The organism is Actinomadura craniellae, from assembly GCF_003289645.1.
GTDB classification, from domain to species: domain Bacteria; phylum Actinomycetota; class Actinomycetes; order Streptosporangiales; family Streptosporangiaceae; genus Actinomadura_D; species Actinomadura_D craniellae.
The window spans coordinates 37,457-55,298 of the sequence record NZ_QLYX01000010.1; the positions used below are offsets into that span (position 1 = coordinate 37,457).

The 17,842-nt window shown below is 75.4% G+C and carries 15 protein-coding genes; 9 read left to right on the forward strand and 6 right to left on the reverse strand.

Annotation, left to right across the window (positions count from 1 at the left end; genetic code table 11):
* Positions 1-52 precede the first annotated feature (52 nt).
* Positions 53-1,753, reverse strand: a complete 1,701-nt coding sequence (locus tag DPM19_RS21150) for a PucR family transcriptional regulator (RefSeq protein ID WP_111869712.1) — start codon at positions 1,751-1,753, stop codon at positions 53-55.
* 190 nt (positions 1,754-1,943) lie between these two features.
* Here DPM19_RS21150 and DPM19_RS21155 point away from each other — a divergent pair, with 190 nt between their 5' ends.
* The 5 genes from DPM19_RS21155 to DPM19_RS21175 are packed head-to-tail and all read left to right on the forward strand — an operon-like array spanning position 1,944 to position 8,056.
* Complete coding sequence (locus DPM19_RS21155; RefSeq protein WP_233510611.1) at positions 1,944-2,909, forward strand: DUF2877 domain-containing protein; 966 nt, start codon at positions 1,944-1,946, stop codon at positions 2,907-2,909.
* A 16-nt stretch (positions 2,910-2,925) separates the two neighbouring features.
* Complete coding sequence (locus DPM19_RS21160; protein WP_233510612.1) at positions 2,926-4,413, forward strand: FdrA family protein; 1,488 nt, start codon at positions 2,926-2,928, stop codon at positions 4,411-4,413.
* A gap of 53 nt (positions 4,414-4,466) precedes the next feature.
* Positions 4,467-5,891, forward strand: coding sequence for a YlbE family protein (locus DPM19_RS21165; protein WP_111869713.1), 1,425 nt, complete (start codon positions 4,467-4,469; stop codon positions 5,889-5,891).
* A 42-nt stretch (positions 5,892-5,933) separates the two neighbouring features.
* Complete coding sequence (locus DPM19_RS21170) at positions 5,934-6,845, forward strand: aldose 1-epimerase family protein (RefSeq protein ID WP_111869714.1); 912 nt, start codon at positions 5,934-5,936, stop codon at positions 6,843-6,845.
* The gene (locus tag DPM19_RS21175) at positions 6,842-8,056 is read left to right on the forward strand and encodes a DUF6986 family protein (protein ID WP_111869715.1); all 1,215 of its coding nucleotides are present in this window, start codon (positions 6,842-6,844) and stop codon (positions 8,054-8,056) included. Before DPM19_RS21170 ends, DPM19_RS21175 begins: the two co-directional genes overlap by 4 nt.
* Before the next feature lie 141 nt (positions 8,057-8,197).
* Here DPM19_RS21175 and DPM19_RS21180 read toward each other — a convergent pair whose 3' ends face one another.
* Positions 8,198-8,959, reverse strand: a complete 762-nt coding sequence (locus DPM19_RS21180) for an SRPBCC family protein (RefSeq protein ID WP_233510613.1) — start codon at positions 8,957-8,959, stop codon at positions 8,198-8,200.
* A 121-nt stretch (positions 8,960-9,080) separates the two neighbouring features.
* Entirely contained in the window at positions 9,081-9,683 is a 603-nt protein-coding gene (locus tag DPM19_RS21185) for a nucleotidyltransferase family protein (protein WP_111869717.1), read from the reverse strand.
* A gap of 151 nt (positions 9,684-9,834) precedes the next feature.
* Between DPM19_RS21185 and DPM19_RS21190 the strand changes: the two genes are divergently transcribed.
* From DPM19_RS21190 to DPM19_RS21200, 3 genes are read left to right on the forward strand one after another with little or no spacing between them, the layout of a single operon-like run.
* Positions 9,835-10,359 carry a PadR family transcriptional regulator gene (locus tag DPM19_RS21190; RefSeq protein ID WP_111869718.1) on the forward strand — a complete coding sequence of 175 codons (525 nt, stop codon included), beginning with the start codon at positions 9,835-9,837 and terminating at the stop codon, positions 10,357-10,359.
* Positions 10,356-11,042: an ABC transporter ATP-binding protein gene (locus tag DPM19_RS21195; RefSeq protein WP_111869719.1), complete on the forward strand. Its 687-nt coding sequence runs from the start codon at positions 10,356-10,358 to the stop codon at positions 11,040-11,042. Before DPM19_RS21190 ends, DPM19_RS21195 begins: the two co-directional genes overlap by 4 nt.
* A complete protein-coding gene (locus DPM19_RS21200) occupies positions 11,039-13,309 on the forward strand; it encodes an FtsX-like permease family protein (protein WP_111869720.1) in 2,271 nt (756 codons plus the stop codon). The genes DPM19_RS21195 and DPM19_RS21200 overlap by 4 nt, the downstream gene beginning before the upstream one ends.
* Before the next feature lie 31 nt (positions 13,310-13,340).
* On the opposite strand, the gene DPM19_RS21205 is transcribed toward DPM19_RS21200, so the two are convergent.
* The 3 genes from DPM19_RS21205 to DPM19_RS21215 are packed head-to-tail and all read right to left on the reverse strand — an operon-like array spanning position 13,341 to position 16,457.
* Positions 13,341-14,441, reverse strand: coding sequence for an XdhC family protein (locus tag DPM19_RS21205; protein WP_111869721.1), 1,101 nt, complete (start codon positions 14,439-14,441; stop codon positions 13,341-13,343).
* Positions 14,434-15,555: a vWA domain-containing protein gene (locus tag DPM19_RS21210; protein WP_111869722.1), complete on the reverse strand. Its 1,122-nt coding sequence runs from the start codon at positions 15,553-15,555 to the stop codon at positions 14,434-14,436. Before DPM19_RS21210 ends, DPM19_RS21205 begins: the two co-directional genes overlap by 8 nt.
* Positions 15,552-16,457 carry an AAA family ATPase gene (locus DPM19_RS21215; RefSeq protein WP_199485208.1) on the reverse strand — a complete coding sequence of 302 codons (906 nt, stop codon included), beginning with the start codon at positions 16,455-16,457 and terminating at the stop codon, positions 15,552-15,554. Before DPM19_RS21215 ends, DPM19_RS21210 begins: the two co-directional genes overlap by 4 nt.
* 107 nt (positions 16,458-16,564) lie before the next feature.
* On the opposite strand from DPM19_RS21215, the gene DPM19_RS21220 reads away from it, so the two are divergent.
* The gene (locus DPM19_RS21220; protein ID WP_111869723.1) at positions 16,565-17,809 is read left to right on the forward strand and encodes a sulfite oxidase; all 1,245 of its coding nucleotides are present in this window, start codon (positions 16,565-16,567) and stop codon (positions 17,807-17,809) included.
* Positions 17,810-17,842 lie beyond the last annotated feature (33 nt).

Here is a 17,842-nt window from a genome sequence, read left to right on the forward strand (position 1 = left end):
GCGACATGTGCCAAACCGGGTCCGCCGACGGTGTCTGCCCGGCCGTAGCGGGTCAGATTCCCCGCATCCGCAGCACGTGCAGGGCGAGGGTGAGGTTCAGCCGCAGGTGTGCGTCCTCGGTGAACGGGCCGAGCATCCGTTCCAGCTTGCCGATCCGGTAGCGCAGGGTGTTGTAGTGGAAGTGCAGCCGGCGGGCCGTCTCGGCCACGTTCAGGTTCGTCTCCAGCAGCACCTGGAGGGTGCGCCGCAGGTCCACCAGTTCCGGGTCGTCGTCGCCGGCCAGGTCGCCCAGCGTCTCGCGGACGAACGCGTGCAGCTCGGCCGGGTCGGACACCAGGCTGAGCAGCCGGTAGACGCCGAGCTGGTCGAAGTGCGCCACCGCGCCCGCGCCGTGCAGTTGCCGGCCCACCCGGACCGACTTGCCCGCCTGCTCGTAGGCGCCGGGCAGCGCGGCGGCGGAGTCGACGGTGCGGCTGATGCCGGTGGAGAAGGTGCGGCGCACCGGCAGGTGCTCGCCGAAGATCGCGGTGGCGTCCTTGGCCAGGACGGCCGGGTCGACGTCGGTGCCGACCACGGCCACGACCTCGTTGGCGAACCCCGCCACCGCGCCCCGGGGGTCGCGGCGGCGGACCGCCGCCGTCCACGCCGCGGCCAGCCGGTCCTGGGAGATCCGCTCCTCGGTGCGGCCGGCCGGCGCGCCCTCGGCGCGGGGCGGCGGGCGGCGCCCCTCGGCGTCGAGTTCGGCGACGACCACGGCGACCGGGCGGCCGAAGTCCCAGCCGAACGCCGCGCAGTGCGCGACCACCCGGTCGTCGTCGCCGGCCCGGCCGGCCAGGACGTCGCGCAGGAAGTCGGCCCGGTACTTGCTCTCCACCGCGGTGATGGCCTGCTGCTTGGTGATCACCAGGGCGGCGACGGTGGCCGCGCGCTCCAGGATGCCGATGTCGGTCTCGCGCAGCGCCCCGCCCGCGCTGTAGGCGATGATCCGGCCGTGGTCGAACCCGCCCGCCACCACCGGCACCACCAGGTGGTCGGACTTGTCACCAGCCCGGTCACCAGCACGGTCACCGGCCCTGTCGCCAGCCCGGTCACCGGGCCCGGCGTCGTCGGCCAGCGACCGCATCGCCTGCAGGTGCTCTGGCGCGCCCGAGCCCGCCAGCACCCGCCGCTCCCCGTCCAGGGCGAGGACGGCGACGTCCAGCAACGTGGCGACCTCGTCCACGACCTCCTGGAGCCCGCCGCCGCCCAGCACGATCTGCACCAGGGCCCGGTGCACCTCCTCGGTGCGGGCCAGGACGGCCGCCTGCCGGTTGAGGATGTCGGTGAGCACCTGGTTGAGGATGTCGTCGAACCCGACGTCGCCGGGGAGCAGGATCAGCGGGAAGCCCAGCCGGTCGGCCTGCTTGATCATCTCCGGGGGCAGGTCGTCGAGGTAGCGGCCCAGCTTGATCGCCAGGGCGGCCAGGCCCCGTTCGTCCAGGTCGGCCACCAGCCGGCCGAGCGACTGCGGGGTGTTGCGCAGCGGGTACCCGGTGGTCAGCAGCAGCTCGTGCGGCTTGACCCAGGCGAGGATGTCGGGCACTTCCATGACGTTGAGCCGCTGCACGATGCGGCCCAGCCCGTCCGTGCCCCCGATCAGCCGCGCGTCGGCGAGGGTCGAGACGCCGAGGACCTCGCCCACCGACAGGCCGTAGGTCAGGGTGCCGGTGCTCGACAGGCGCAGCGCGGGCGGTCCCGGATCGGAGTACGGCATGCCAGGACTCACCTCAGCGCTCACCAACGGATCAAAGTACTAACTGGTACGCGGCTAACGATGACAAGAAATACGAAGGATGACAACCAGACTTGGCATCTTTCTCCATACGTCGCGCTCCGGTGTCGGTTTACGTTCACCTCCAAGTACTAGAGCCCACCGGCACTGATCGTTCTTGGAGGGCCCACCCGTGACCGCCGTACGCGCGCCGCTTACCCTGCCCGCGCCGTCCCGGTCCGCACGGGGCGAGATCCAACGCCCCCACGTTCCGGGTGCCGCCAGCGAAGCGCTGCGCGGCCTGCTCGACCGGCCGCGCTGCGCGGCCCGTGTCATCGCCGTGTTCCCCGCGGCGATCTATCTTCAGCTCCGCACGCCCGACGAACCCCGGGTGCTCGCCGTGGTCTCCAGCGACGCCGTCCGGCTGCCGAACTCCGTCGTGGTGGCGGCGGGCAGCCGGGAGCGCCCGTTCGGTGCCGTCCGCGAGGGCGACGAGGCCGAGGTCGGTGACGGCTGTGTGGAGATCACCGCACCCGGTCCGAGCTCCGCCGGGCGGCTGCGGGTCCGGACCCGCCGCTGGTGGAACCCCACCCCCGCGCTCGGCGTGCTCCCGCTGGCCGGCCTCGCGCGGAGCGTCCGGGCGCTGGAGGGCGCCCTTCCCGAAGGCGACTGCGGACTGGCCGGCCACCCCGGCCCGAAGGCGCTCGCCGACCGCTGCGCCGCCGGCGACCTGGCCCACGCGGTGGACGCCGCCGAACGGATCGTCGGGCTCGGCCCGGGGCTGACCCCCAGCGGCGACGACGTCCTGGCCGGGCTGCTGGTCTCGCTGCGGCTGGTCGGCTCGGCGGTGGGCGAGGGCGGCACCGCCGTCTGGCTGGCCGACTGGCTGGGCGCCGCGGTGACCGCGCACGCCGACACCCGTACCACCTCGCTGGCGGCCACCCTGCTGCACTGCGCGGCCCGGGGCCAGGCCGGCGCCGAGGTCGCGGCGGTGCTGCGCGCGGTGGCCGGGCACGAGCCGATGGAGCCCGCGGTGCGCCGCCTGCTGGCGGCCGGGCACACCTCGGGCGCCGACCTGGCGTGGGGGCTGCTGGCCGGCTGCCGGGCGACCCTGGCCCTGGCCACCGCCGCCGCCGACGGCCGGAGGGTCTCCGCGTGACCGGGGACGGGCTGCCGTGAACGCTCCGGCCGAGCGGGTGGAGCTGCTCCCGGGAACGTACCGCGACTCCGTCACCCTGATGCGGGTCAGCCGGACTCTCGCGGAGCGCTCCGGGGTACGGGACGCGATGGTCGCGATGGCCACCGGTCTCAACCTCGACCTGCTCGACCGGCTCGGCTTCACCGCACCCGACAAGGCCGGGCCCAACGACCTGCTGGTCGCGCTGCGCGCCGACGACGAGCCCGCCCTGGCCGACGCCCGGCAGGCCCTGGACGCGCTGCTGGCCGAGGCCGCGCGGCCCGCGCCCGGCGGTCTGGGCGCCCCGCCGTCCCCCCGCACCACCGGCGCCGCCGCGGCCCGGGCGCCGGCCGACCTCGCGCTGATCTCCGTGCCCGGCCCGTACGCGTTCGCCGAGGCGATGGACGCCCTGTCCGCCGGGCTCAACGTGATGGTCTTCAGCGACAACGTGCCGGTGGCCCAGGAGATCCGGCTCAAGGAGGAGGCGGCCCGCCGGGGGCTGATCGTGATGGGCCCCGACTGCGGCACCGCCGTGGTCGGCGGGGTGGGGCTGGGCTTCGCCAACGCGGTGCGGCCCGGCCCGGTCGGGATCATCGGTGCCGCCGGCACCGGATCCCAGCAGCTGATGTGCCTGCTCGACACGGCCGGCGTCGGGGTGAGCCAGGTGCTGGGTGTCGGCGGGCGCGACCTGTCCGCCCAGGTGAGCGGGCGCTCCACGCTCCAGGCCCTGGCCGCGCTCGACGCCGACCCGGCCACCGAGCTGATCGTGGTGGTCTCCAAGCCGCCCGCCCCCCGGGTGGCCGAGCTGATCCGTGCCGCGGCCCGGCGGCTGGACACGCCGGTGGTGTTCGCGCTGCTCGGCCCGGGCCAGGACGACCTCACCGCGGCCGCCGGCCGGGTGCTGGCCGCGCTGGGCCGCCCGGAGCCGCGCTGGCCGCGCTGGCCCGCCGCCCCGCCCCCCGAGGCCCGTCCGGGAGCGCTACGCGGGCTGTTCGCCGGCGGCACGCTGTGCAACGAGGCGATGCTGATCGCGAGCCGCGCGCTGGGCGAGATCCGGTCCAACATCCCGCTGCGCCCGGAGTGGGCGTGGCCGGGCGGTGCCACGGGCGGCCATCTCATGATCGACTTCGGTGAGGACTCGCTCACCCGGGGCCGCGCCCACCCGATGATCGACCCGGCGCTGCGGCTGGACCGGCTGGCCGGCGAGACGGCCGGCGACGACTGCGGGGTGGTGCTGCTCGACGTCGTCCTCGGGTACGCGGCCGACCCCGACCCGGCGGCGGCGCTCGCCCCCGCGATCGAGGCCGCCGTCGCCCGAGGGCTGGGCGTGGTGGTGTCGCTGTGCGGCACCGCCGACGACCCGCAGGACCGCGACCGGCAGGCCGCCGCGCTGTCCGGCGCGGGCGCGGCCGTGTTCGCCTCGAACGCCGAGGCCGCCCGGCACGCCGTCGCGCTCGCCGGGGGAACACCGGAAGGGGCCGGGTGACGTCCCCTTGCTGACCGGGCCGCCCGGCCCCGGTCGCTCTGGGAGGAGGGCCCATGAGGCCGAATGACACCGCCCGCCTGAACGGGCTGCTGGACCGCGCGCCGCGGATCGTCGCGACCGGGACCGCCGTGCTCGCCGAGGCGCTGGCGCAGCAGGCCGTCCCGGTGGAGACCGTGGACTGGAGCCCGCCGCCGCCCGGCACCGAGGACCTCCTCGCCCGGGTGCTCGGCGACCCGCGCCGGGCCGACGCCGACGCGACCGCGGTGCGGCGGGTGCTGTCGGCCCGCCCGCAGTGGGTGGACGTGCGCCCCGCCCGCGAGGTGCTGGGCCTGGAACCCGGGACGTTCCTGCACGCCGGCCCGCCGCTGGACTGGGACCGCGCGTCGGGCCCGATGCGGGGCGCACTGATCGGCGCGATGCTGCTGGAAGGGCTGGCCGGCACTCCCGAGGAGGCCGAGCGGGCGCTGGCGGCGGGCGCGGCGCACCTCTCCCCCTGCCACCACCACGGGACGGTCGGCCCGATGGCGGGCGTGGTGAGCCCGTCCATGTGGATGTTCGTGGTGGAGGACGCCCGGCACGGCGGCACCGCGTACTGCTCCCTCAACGAGGGGCTGGGCAAGGTGCTGCGGTACGGGGCGTACGGCCCCGAGGTGATCGAGCGGCTGCGCTGGATGTCGGCCGTGCTCGGCCCGCTGCTGCGCGCCGCCGTGCGCCGGCACGGCCCGGTCGACCTGCGGGCGATCATCGCGCAGGCCCTGCAGATGGGCGACGAGCTGCACAACCGCAACCGGGCCGCGACCTCGCTGCTGGTCCGCGAACTGGCCGCCGACCTGGTCGCCGGGGACGCCCCGGCCGCCGACGTCGCCGCGGTGCTGCGCTTCGTCGACGGCAACGACCACTTCTTCCTCAACCTGGCGATGGCCGCGGCCAAGGCGAGCGCGGACGCCGGCCGCGACGTCCCCGGCTCCGGCCTGGTGGTGGCGATGGCCCGCAACGGCACCGACTTCGGCATCCAGGTGTCGGGCACCGGCGACCGCTGGTTCACCGGACCGGCCGGGACGCCGGACGGCCTGTACCTGGCCTCCTACGGCCCCGGCGACGCCAACCCCGACATCGGCGACTCCACGATCACCGAGACCGCCGGGCTGGGCGGCTTCGCGATGGCCGCCGCACCGGCGATCGTCCGGTTCGTCGGCGGCGAGGTTCCCGACGCGCTGACCGCCACCCAGCGGATGTACGAGATCACGATGGCCGAGCACCCCGACTACCAGGTGCCGATCCTGTCCTTCCGCGGCACGCCGACGGGCATCGACGTCACCCGGGTGGTGCGCACCGGGATCCTGCCCACGGTCAACACGGGCATGGCGGGACGGGTCGCCGGCACCGGGCAGGTCGGCGCCGGCCTGGTCGCCCCGCCCGCCGAGATCTTCACCGCCGCCCTGGCCGCCCTGGCCGAGGCGGTCCCCCGGCAGCCGTGAAAAACCGGGCGTTCCCTCCGTCCAGCGGGTAGAACAGCGCCCATGAGCCACCCCGTCACCGGACACCAGTACGAGATCGCCGCCGGCCCGTACCGCGCGGTCGTCACCGAAGGAGGCGCGGGACTGCGCGAGCTGACCTGGGAAGGCCGGCCGCTCGTCCTGTCGCACGGCGCCGACGAGCCCGCCCCGGCCGCCTTCGGCCAGCTGCTGATCCCCTGGCCCAACCGGATCGACCGGGGCCGCTACTCCCACGGCGGGGCCGACCACCAGTTGGACGTCTCCGAGCCCCGCTACGACTGCGCCATCCACGGGCTGGTGCGCTGGGCCGCCTGGGACCTCGCCGAGCACCGCCCGGACGCGGTCACGCTCACCCACCGGCTGCTCGGCGGCGCCGGTTACCCGTTCCGGCTCGACCTCACCGCCGAGTACGTCCTGGCCGGCGAGGCCGGCCTGACCGTGCGGGTGACCGCGCGCAACACCGGTCCGGTCGCCGCGCCGTACGGGCACGGCGCGCACCCGTACCTGACCGTGGGCAGCCCGATCGACGACTGCGACGTCACCGTCCCCGGCGAGCGCTACCAGCCCGTGGATGAGCGGATGCTGCCCGCCGGCCCGCCGGTGGACGTCGCGGGCACCCCCTACGACCTGCGCAAGCCCCGCCGGCTCGGGGAGCAGGCGATCGACAACGCCTACACCGGGCTGCGCCGCGACGCCGCGGGACGGGCCTGGGCGCGGCTGTCGGGCGGCGGGCGGACCGTCTCCTGCTGGGTGGACGACACCCATCCGTGGCTGGAGATCTACACCGCCGACGAGGCCCCCGCCGAGCACCGGCGGCGCGGGCTGGGGGTGGAGCCGATGACCTGCCCGCCGAACGCGTTCGCCACCGGAATCGATGTGATCGAACTCCAACCGGGTGACGCTTTCAGCGGGTCATGGGGGATCATGTCGGGGTGAACCTGAGCGTTTCCTCGACGGACGACCTGTCCGCCCGCGTGGCCGCCGTCCAGGCCGAGCACGCCGAGCACTTCACCGGGCCCGCCCAGGGCCGCCAGCCGGTGCACACCGTGTACGTACCCGCCGACCGATTCTCCCGGACCACCCCGGCCGACTTCGGCGCCGAGGCGCTGCGGCTGCTCAACAACCACATGCCGGGGCCAGGCTCGTTCGGCGCGGCCTTCGGCCTCGACCCCGAGATCGCGGGCACCGTGCGGGAGCGGGTGGCCGCCAAGCTCGTCCGCGAGCCGGTCGAGGACCTGCGGATCGACTTCGAGGACGGGTACGGCTACCGCCCCGACGCCGAGGAGGACGCGCACGTCGCCCAGGTCGTCGAGGCGGTCGCGGCGGCGTACCAGGTCAAGGGCCTGCCGCACTACTGGGGGCTGCGCGTCAAGCCGTTCTCCGAGGAGGGGAACCGGCGGGCGATGCGCACGCTCGACGCGTTCCTCACCCAGCTGCGCGACCGGCTGGGCCGGCTACCGGGCGGCTTCGTGGTCACCCTGCCCAAGGTGGTGATGCCCGAGCAGGTCGCGATCTTCACCGCCTACCTGGAGCGGCTGGAGAGCGCGCTGGGCCTGCCGTCGGGCATCCTGCGGTTCGAGGTGCAGATCGAGACCGCCGAGTCGATCGTGGACCATCGGGGCGAGTTCGGGCCGCGGGCGATCGCCGCGGCGGGGGCCGGGCGCGTCACCGGCGCGCACTTCGGGGTGTACGACTACACCGCCGCGATCGGGCTGCCGCCGCAGGAGCAGCGGCTCGACCATCCCGCCTGCGACTTCGCCCGGCACGTCATGCAGGTGAGCCTGGCCGGCACCGGGATCAGGCTGTCGGACGGCTCCACCAACGTGGTGCCGCGCAACGACGGGCCCGACGAGGTGAACCGGGCGTGGTCCGTCCACGCGGCGCACGTGCGGCATTCGCTGCGGCACGGCTTCTACCAGGGCTGGGATCTGCACCCGGCGCACCTGCCCAGCCGGTACGCGATCGTCTACGCCTTCCACCTGGGCGGGGTCGACGACGTGATCGGCCGGGTCCGTGCCTGGCACGAGCAGGCGGCCGCCCGCGGCGGCACGCTGGACGAGCCCGCCACCATCGCGGCCCTGACCGACCGGCTGCGCCGCGCGGTCGACTGCGGCGCTCTGGACGCCGACGTGCTGCCTCGGGTGTGACCCGCCGGCGCCCGGGCCGCGTCGGCCCGGGGACGCGCGGGATTCGGCGGGATCGCGGGTGACCCGCGCGCTCGGGCCGCGTCCCGGCCGGTGGGGCGCCGCCCACGGGCTCCCCGCAGCCCATGGTGGCCGGCCGGCCGCTCAGCCGCGCCCGTCCTGCCCGGCGTCGGGGGCGAACTGCGCGAGCGCGGCTTCGGTGGCCGCGGCAATGTCGTCGGGACCGGCGGTGCCCGAGGCTTCGACGGCCGCGGTCCAGGCGCGGATCGACTGGCGGGAGAACTCCTGGGCCTCCGGGGAGTTCGCCGCCGCGACGGGGTCGTCGGCGACCTCTCCGGCCAGGAACAGGCCCAGCGCCAGGAAGGCGCCGTCCCAGCCGGGGCCGACGTAGAGCGCGCCCGCGCCGCTGCCGGCCATCGCCAGGGGGACGGTGTGCTCCAGTTCGAGGGTGGTGCCCTCCCCCTCGGGGGACAGCCGCACCTCGACCACGCTGATCTCGGATCCGAAGGTCACCCGCAGCAGGCGGGGCGGCTCGCAGCGCAGGATCTGCCCGCCCGCGTTGCCTTCCAGCTGGAAGTTCCCGCCGACGCGCAGGTCGCCGCTGAGCGGGTAGAACCAGCGCTTGACCCGGTCGGGGTCGGTCAGGGCGTCCCAGACGTCCTCGGCCGTCGCGTCGTAGTCGCGCCGCACCCGGACGCTGACGACCTCACCGGTGTCGGTCGTCTGGCGGCCGACCTCGCGGTGCAGGGCGTTGATCTCGGCGATGATGTCGATCACGGTTCTCCTCCTGGGCGTGGGGGTGCCCGCACAGCGGGCCGATCGGCGTTCGCGCCTGCCGCGGGCGAGTTCGGTGGCTAGCGCGTCCAGGCGCCGGCTCCAGGACCGGCGGAGGCGTTCCAGCCGCATGTCGCCTCCCTCGGGGTGGGACAGGCGGCGGACGCCCCGGTCCGGACCGGCACGAACCCGCTGTTCCGCGCTCGACTATTGCAGCGGCCACTTATATAAGTCAAGCTTGTTATATAGATGCTCAGCGGCGGTTCCAGGCGGCCAGGTCCGCCGGGGTGTCGATGTCGCCGGGGTCGGCGACATCGTCGCAGGGCACCTCGGTGACCAGGTCCGGGTGCGCGCGCAGGAAGCCCCGGGCACCGGCGTCCCCGGTCGCCGACTCCGCGACCGCCGCCAGGTACTCGTGGCCGATCAGCACCGGATTCCGCGGCCGGCCGCCGTAGGTCGCCACCACCAGCCCGGCCCCGGCCGCGCGCGCCGCGACCAGCCGCCGGACGGCCTCGGCGGTGATCCCGGGCTGGTCGACCAGGGCGACGACCGCGGCGGGGCAGCCGGGCGGCAGCGCGGCCAGTCCCGCGCGCAGCGACGAGCCCATCCCGGAGTTCCAGCCGGGGTTGTGCACCACTGTCGCCCCTGGCACCCGCACCGGCGCCGCACCGGTCACCACGATCACCGGGGTGCAGCCCGCCGCGCGCAGCATCCGCGCCCCCCGGTCCACCAGCCGCTCCCCCGCGAGCTCGACGAGCGCCTTGGGCCGCCCGAGCCGCCGGCCCGCCCCGGCCGCCAGCAGCACCCCCGCCGCGCGTCCCGGACCAGCAGGAGCACCATGACGACTCGAACCCATGCTCCACAGGCTAGGACGAACCCCTCACTCCTCATGGGCGAGGTCGAACCCGGCTACGCGCGATGGCTCCAGCGGTACGGACACCTCGCCCGCATCGACGGAAATTTCGGTGTATAGACGGGACGTATACATCGAGCGTATAGTCCTCGACATGAGCGTTCCCTTCACCCTGCTCGGCCTGCTCGAACGCGAGCCGAGTCACGGCTACGACCTCAAACGCGACTACGACGCCTTCTTCGGCCGCGGCAAGCCGTTGCCGTTCGGCCAGGTCTACGCCACCCTCGGCCGGCTCGCCCGCGACGGCAAGGTGGTGGTGGGCGAGGCCGAATCGGGAGCCGGCCCCGACCGCAAGCGCTACGTCATCACCGAGCGGGGGGCGACCGAGTTCGAGACCTGGCTCACCGAGCCGGTCGAGGCCGAGCCGCACCTGCAGACGGTGCTGTTCACCAAGGTCGTGCTGGCGCTGCTGCTGGACCGCGACGCGGGCGGCTACCTCGACGCCCAGCGCGCCGCCCACCTGCGGCGGATGCGCGAGCTGACCGAGATCAAGCGGTCCGGCGGCCTGGTGGACGCGCTGCTGGCCGACCACGGCCTGTTCCACCTGGAGTCGGACCTGCGGTGGATCGAGCTGACCACGGCCCGCCTGGACGCCCTGGCCAAGGAGGTGCGGTCATGAGCGGACCCCTCATCAAGGCGCGCGGCGTCGCCCTGTCGTTCGGCCGGACGCCCGCCCTTCAGGGCGCCGACCTGGCGGCGGACGCCGGGGAGGTCCTGGCCGTCATGGGCCCGAGCGGATCGGGCAAGACGACGCTGCTGCACTGCCTGGCCGGCATCCTGACCCCCGACTCCGGCGAGGTCCACTTCGCCGGGCGCCGGGTCGACACCCTGGGCGAAACCGAACGCAGCGCCCTGCGCCGGGACCGGTTCGGGTTCGTCTTCCAGTTCGGCCAGCTCGTCCCCGAGCTGACCGCCGAGGAGAACGTCGCGCTGCCGCTGCTGCTGGCCGGCACCCGCCGGGCCGCGGCGCTGAAGGAGGCCGGTGCCTGGTTCGAGCGGCTCGGCCTGGACGGGCTGGAGCGGCACCGCTCCGGCGAACTGTCCGGCGGGCAGGCACAGCGGGTCGCGCTCGCCCGCGGCCTGGTCGGCCGCCCGGAGGTCCTGTTCGCCGACGAGCCGACCGGGTCGCTGGACTCGCTCACCGGCGAGCACGTGATGGACCTGCTGGTCGGCGCCGCCCGCGAGCGGGGCACCACCGTCATCGTGGTCACCCACGAGCCCCGGGTGGCCGCCTACGCCGACCGCGAGGTCATCGTCCGCGACGGGAAGGCCACCCCGCTGACCGCCCGGGCGGGTTCATGATCGGCTTCGGGCTGCGCCTCACCCTGCGCGGCGGCCGGGAGGCGGCCGTCCGCCTCGTCGTCACCGCGGCGGCCGTGGCGCTGGGAGTCGGCCTGATCCTGGTCACCCTGGCGGGCATCAACGGCGTCGACGCGCAGAACGCCCGGTACGCGTGGCTCAACTCGGGGGTCACCGACGCCACCTCGCCCACCGCCGAGCCGTCACCGGACCCGCTGTGGGGAATGCTCGGCGCCGACATCCACGACGGCGCGCGCATCACCCGCGTCGACGTCGCCGCCACCGGCCCCCGCTCCCCGGTCCCGCCGGGCATCCCGCGGCTGCCCGGGCCGGGGCAGTACTACGCCTCGCCGGCCCTCGGCGCGCTGCTCGACTCCGTGCCGGCCGCCGAGCTCGGGGCCCGCTACCCGGGGCGCCGGGTCGGCACGATCGGCGCCGCGGCACTCCCGTCCCCGGACTCGATGATCATCATCGTCGGCCGCACCGCCGAGGAGCTCGCGCGGACACCCGGCGCGGCAAAGATCACCAGCATCGCCACCAGGTCGCCCGGCGACTGCACCGGCTGCCGGTTCGGGCTCAACGCCGACGTCCTCGGCCTCATCCTCGCCGTCACGTCGGCGGCGCTGCTCTTCCCCATGCTCATCTTCATCGGCACGGCGACCCGGCTCTCCGCCGCGCGCAGGGAACAGCGTTTCGCCGCGATGCGCCTGGTCGGCGCGACCCCCCGGCAGGTCTCGGTGGTCTCGGCCGTCGAGTCGACCGTGGCCGCCGCCGCGGGCACGGTCGCCGGCTTCGGCCTGTTCCTCCTGCTCCGGATACCGCTGGCGGACGTGCCCTTCACCGGCGAGCCGTTCGCTCCGGGCGACCTGTCGCTCACCCCGGTCGACGTCCTGCTCGTCGCCGTCGGCGTCCCGCTGGCGGCCGCGGTCGCGGCCCGGATCGCACTGCGCCGGGTGCGGATCTCACCGCTCGGGGTGAGCCGGCGGATCACGCCGCGCCCGCCCCGCGCCTACCGGCTGATCCCGCTCGTCCTCGGCGTCGGCGAACTCGCCTACTTCGTCGGCCGGCGCCCCGACACCACCAACGGCCAGATCCTGGCGTACATCTCCGGGATCCTCCTGATGATGGCGGGCCTGCTCATCGCCGGGCCGTGGCTGACCATGGCCGGCTCCCGGATCATGGCCCGGCGCGCCAGGCGGCCCGTGACGCTCATCGCCGCCCGGCGGCTCGCCGACGATCCGCGGGCCGGTTTCCGCGCCGTCAGCGGGCTCGTCCTCGCCCTCTTCGTCACCAGCACGGCCGTCGGGGTGATGACAACGATGATCGCCGAGCGTGGCGTGCCGGACGCCGGCCCGGCGGCCCGCGGCACGCTGATGGTCGACCTCTCCCGGGGCGAGGCGGAGCGGGGCGCGCCGGAGGCGTCCGGGGCGCCGGTCCCGGACCGGGTCCTGGCCGGGCTGCGCTCGGCTCCCGGCGTCCGGGGCGTGACGGTGATCCACACCAATCCGCTCGGCACCATGGTTCCCGTCGGACGCTGGCACATGGAGGCCGGCCTGGTGGCGTGCGAGCAGTTCGCCGGCATGCCGGGGTTCGGCCGCTGCGCGCCCGGGGCGGTGGCGGCGTCCGTCCCCCCGCACTTCGGCGCCTTCGACACGTCGGCCTCCTCTGCCTGGAGCAGGACGGTCTGGCCCGCCGCCGCCATCTCCGCCGAGCGGCTCCGCGACCTTCCGGCCCAGGGGGTCCTCGTCCGCACGGACGGCTCCCGGCAGGCGATCGAGCGGACGAGGACGGCCCTGGCGGCCGCCTTCCCCGACCCGCGGTGGCCGCCCACCACCGTCGCGGAGGCCGGCGCCGATGCGGAGAACGCCCGGATCCTCGCCGGATTCCAGCAGTTGGCCGGCGTCGTGACCGTGGTCAGCCTGTGCATCGCCGGCTGCAGCCTGGCGGTGAGCGTCGTCGCCGGCCTGAACGACCGCAAGCGCGCCTTCAGCCTGCTGCGGCTCGCCGGGGTCGAACTCGGCACGCTGCGCCGCGTCGTCGTCCTGGAGAGCACGGTCCCGCTGCTCATCGCCGCCGTGGTGGCGGCGGGCAGCGGGTTCCTGGCCGCCCGGCTGTTCCTCGAAGCGCAGTTGCAGTACGCGCTCCGGCCACCGGGAGCCGGGTACTACGTCATGGTCGGCGCCGGTCTCGCCGTGTCGCTCGGGGTCATCGCGTCCACCCTGCCGCTGCTGCGGCGGGTCACCGGGCCCGAGACCGCCCGGAACGAGTGACCGCCGCACCCCGGGGGCCCCGCCCCCGGGGTCACGGCTCGCCGTGGATGCGGCCGGTGGTGTGGGCGAGGGGACGGCCGGAGCCGCCCCAGCGGAGCTGGATCAGCTCGGCGGCGATCGAGACGGCCGTCTCCTCGGGGGTGCGGGCGCCCAGGTCCAGCCCGATCGGCGAGCGCAGCCGGGCCAGTTCCTCCTCGGTCAGGCCCGCCTCGCGCAGCCGGGCCGCCCGCTCGTCGTGGGTGCGCCGCGAGCCCATCGCGCCGATGTACCCGGCGGGGGTGCGCAGCGCCACTTCCAGCAGCGGGACGTCGAACTTGGGGTCGTGGGTGAGCACGCAGATCGCGGTCCGCTCGTCCACCGCCGTCTCGGCGAGGAACACGTGCGGCCACTTCACCACGACCTCGTCGGCGTCCGGGAAGCGCTTGGCGGTGGCGAACACCGGCCGGGCGTCGCACACCGTCACCCGGTAGCCGAGGAACTTGCCCACCCGGGCCACCGCCGCCGCGAAGTCGATCGCGCCGAACACCAGCAGCCGCGGCGGCGGGGCGAAGCTCTGCACGAACACGCCCAGGTCGTCCAGCCGCCGCTCCCCCTGGGCGCCGTAGCGGCGCACCCCGGTCAGCCCCTGGGCGAGCATGCCCCGGGCGTCGTCGTCGACCGCCGCGTCCAGCCGGTTCCCGGCCAGCGTGCCGGCCGCCCGGTCGGGCCAGATCACCCGGCGGGCGCCCAGCCGGCCCGGGCCGGACACCACGGTGGCGACCGCCACCGGCTCCCGCGCCTCGATCGACGCGGCGACCTCGGCGAACCTCGGGTAGCTGTCCGGCCCGACCGGCTCCACCAGGACGTCGATGATCCCGCCGCAGGTCAGGCCCACCTCGAACGCGTCGTCGTCGCTCACCCCGTACCGCTGGACGAGGGGTTCGCCGGACTCGATGGCCGCGCGCGCCAGCTCGTAGACCGCGCCCTCCACGCAGCCGCCGGACACGCTGCCCACGGCCTCCCCCTTGGCCGACACCGCCATCGCCGCCCCTGGCGGGCGGGGCGCGCTGCGGAACGTGTCGATCACGGTGACCAGCCCGAACGTCTCGCCGGCCGCGTACCAGTCGGTGATCTCCGTCAGCACCTCACGCATGACCGCTCCCCTCTCCGCCCCGGCGGGCGCTCTCCCCGATCAGCCGGGCGAGCCCGGTCAGGGCCTCGACGCTGTGCCCGGCCACAAAATCGTCAACGTGCGGGAGGGCCGCCGCCATGCCCGCGGCCAGCGGCTCGTACCCGGGCCGGGCCCGGTGCGGGTTGACCCACACCACCCGGTGGGCGAGCCGGTGCAGCCGGGCCATCTGCTCCCCGAGCGGCCGGGCGTCGCCGCGTTCCCAGCCGTCGGAGGCGACCACCACGACGGCGCCCCGGGCCATGCCGCGCCGGCCGAACCGGTCGAGGAACTCCTTGATCTCCTCGCCCAGCCGGGTGCCGCCGCTCCAGTCGGGGATCAGCGCGGTGGCCGCCGGCAGCGCGGCGGCGGGGTCGCGGTGCCGCAGCTCCCGGGTGAGCCGGGTCAGCCGGGTGCCCATGCTGAACGCCTCGGTGGTGCGCCCGCCCGAGCGCACCGCCGCGTACGCGAACCGCAGCAGCGCGCCGGCGTAGGGACGCATCGAGCCGCTCACGTCGACCAGCACCACCACCCGGCGGGGCCGGGGGCGGGGCGCCCGGCGGCGGAGCGGGGACGCCTCGCCGCCGCGCCGCAGCACCTCCCGCACCGTGCGGTGTGGGTCCGGGACACCCGCCCGGGCGGGGGCGTACCGGCGGGACCGGCGCCGCGGGACGGTCGTGCGCAGCAGGGCGATCAGCCGGTACGCCTCGGCCCGTTCGGCGGCGTCCAGCCGGGCGAGGTCGCCGCGCCGCAGCACTTCGGTCACGTCGGCCGGGGCCGGGACGGCCCGTTCCCGCGACTCGCCGGGCCGCCCCGGCACGGCGGCGGGCCGCGGGACCGCCCGGCGCCGGGACGCCGACCCGGGCCGGCCGGGTGGCCGGCCGCCGAAGTACTCGGCGAAGCAGCGGTCGTAGCGCGGCAGGTCGTCGGGCCCGGCGCAGAGCGTCAGCCGGCCCGCCCAGTACACGTCGGCGGGGTCGAGCACGTCGAGGTGGCCCAGCGCCGCGGCCGTCGCCCGCAGCCGGGCCGGATCGGCGCCGACCCCGGCGTCCCGCAGCGCCCGCCCGAATCCCACGAGCAGGGCGGCGACACCGCTCACTGGGGCGTTCCCTCGCCGGCGAGGAGGGCGACCAGCCCGGTGGTGAGGACGTGCTCGTGGTCCTCCCGGTACTTGAGGACCGTGCCGAGCGTGGCGGTGACGAGACCGGCGTCCAGTTCGCGGGCGCCCAGCACGAGCAGCGCCCGGGCCCAGTCGAGGCTCTCGGCGACGCCCGGCGGCTTGACCAGGTCGGCGGCGCGCAGCCGGCCGGCGGCCCTGGCGATCTCGCGGGCCAGCCGGTCGGTGACCTCGGGCAGCCGGCGGCGCAGGATCGCCGCCTCGCGGTCGGGGTCGGGGTGTTCCAGCCAGTGGTAGAGGCAGCGGCGCTTGAGCGCGTCGTGCACCTCGCGGGTGCGGTTGGAGGTGATCACCACTACGGGCGGCTCGGCCGCGCGCACCGTGCCCAGTTCGGGGATGGTGATGGTGAAGTCCGACAGCACCTCCAACAGGAAGGCCTCGAACTCGTCGTCGGCGCGGTCGACCTCGTCGATCAGCAGCACGCTCGGCGTCGTCTCCAGCGCCCGCAGCAGCGGCCGGGCGATCAGGAAGCGGCGGTCGTACAGCTCGGCCTCCAGCCGGGCCGCGTCGGCCGCGCTTCCCGTCGCCTCGGCGGCGCGCAGGTGCAGTAGCTGGCGCGGGAAGTCCCAGTCGTAGAGCGCCTGGGCGGCGTCCAGCCCCTCGTAGCACTGCAGCCGGATCAGCGGGGCGTCCAGCACGGCGGCGAGGGTGCGGGCCAGTTCGGTCTTGCCGACCCCGGCGTCGCCCTCCAGGAACAGCGGCCGGCCCATGCGCAGGGCCAGGAAACCGGCGGTGGCCAGGCCGGGGTCGGCCAGGTAGCCCCGCCGGTCGAGCAGGTCGGCGAGCTGCGCCGGCGAGTCGAGGAGACCGGCTGCGTTATGCACGCCCCTAGGCTACTCATTGCCCCCTCGCTATCCGATCACCGGTCAATTCGGGCATATTTCATGCATTTCTGGTTGACTTAATAGAGAAATCTGACCATCATCGGGTCATGAACGAGGACCTCAGCGACGAGTCCGGCTACGAACAGGCGCGGGCCCGGCAGTGGGACCGGCTGACCCGGCGCGGCCTGCTGCACGCCTCCGCCGGCGCCGGGCTCGGCGCCGCCTTCTCCGGCCTCGTGGCCGGCCCCGCCCGGGCGGCCGGTCCCATCGTCAAACCCCTGCCCCCGGAACTGTTCGTCACCCACGGCACCAACGCCGAGACGCGCTGGGAGGCGCTGCGCGGGACGGGCGACCTCACCCCGGCCGACCGCTTCTTCGTCCGCAACCACACGTCCACCCCGCTGATCGACGCCCGCACCTGGCGGCTGCGGTTGTGGGGCACCGGCCTGCACGGCGCGCCCGCCGAGGAGCGGCCGGTCGAGTTCTCCTACGAGGACCTGCTCGGCATGCGCGCCGAGACGCTGACCGCGTTCATCGAGTGCGCGGGCAACGGCCGGTCCTTCTACACCACGCAGCAGGGCCAGTCCGTCTCCGGCACCCCCTGGAAGCTCGGCGCGATCGGCGTGGCGCGCTGGCGCGGGGTCCCGCTGGCGACCGTCCTGGAACGTGCCCGGCTGCGGCGGAACGCCGTCGACGTGCTGCCCCGGGGCCTGGACGCCGCCTTCGTCAGCGGGGGCGTCGACCTGGGCCGGGTGCGCCGCCCGCTGCCGGTCGCCAAGGCGCTCAAGGACGTGCTGCTGGCCTACGAGATGAACGGCCGTCCGCTGCCGCCCGACCACGGCTTCCCGGTCCGCCTGGTGGTGCCCTCCTGGGTCGGCATCGCGTCGATCAAGTGGCTGGGTGACATCCAGGTGTCGGACGTCCCGCTGTTCTCACCCTGGAACACCACCTTCTACCGGATGTACGGCGCCGGCCACCCGCCGGAGGGCGGCCCGCCACTGACCCGCCAGGTGGTCAAGAGCGCCTTCGAACTGCCCTGGGACGCCACCCTCGCCGCCGGCCGCACCCACGTGCTGCACGGCCGGTCGTGGTCGGGCGACGGGCGCGTCGGCCGGGTGGAGGTGAGCACCGACGGCGGGCTGACCTGGCACCGCGCGGCGCCGCGCGGCCGGCAGCCGGCCCGGAGCTGGCTGCGCTGGGAGTTCCGCTGGCGGCCCGACGGCCCCGGCGCCCACGAGCTGCTGGCCCGGGCCACCGACGAGACCGGGCTGGCCCAGCCCGCCGAGGTTCCCCACAACACGCAGGGGTATCTCTTCGGCGCGGTCGTCCGCCACCCCGTCACGGTGGCCTGATCCGGTCCTTGCGGCCCGAGAGCCCACGATGTG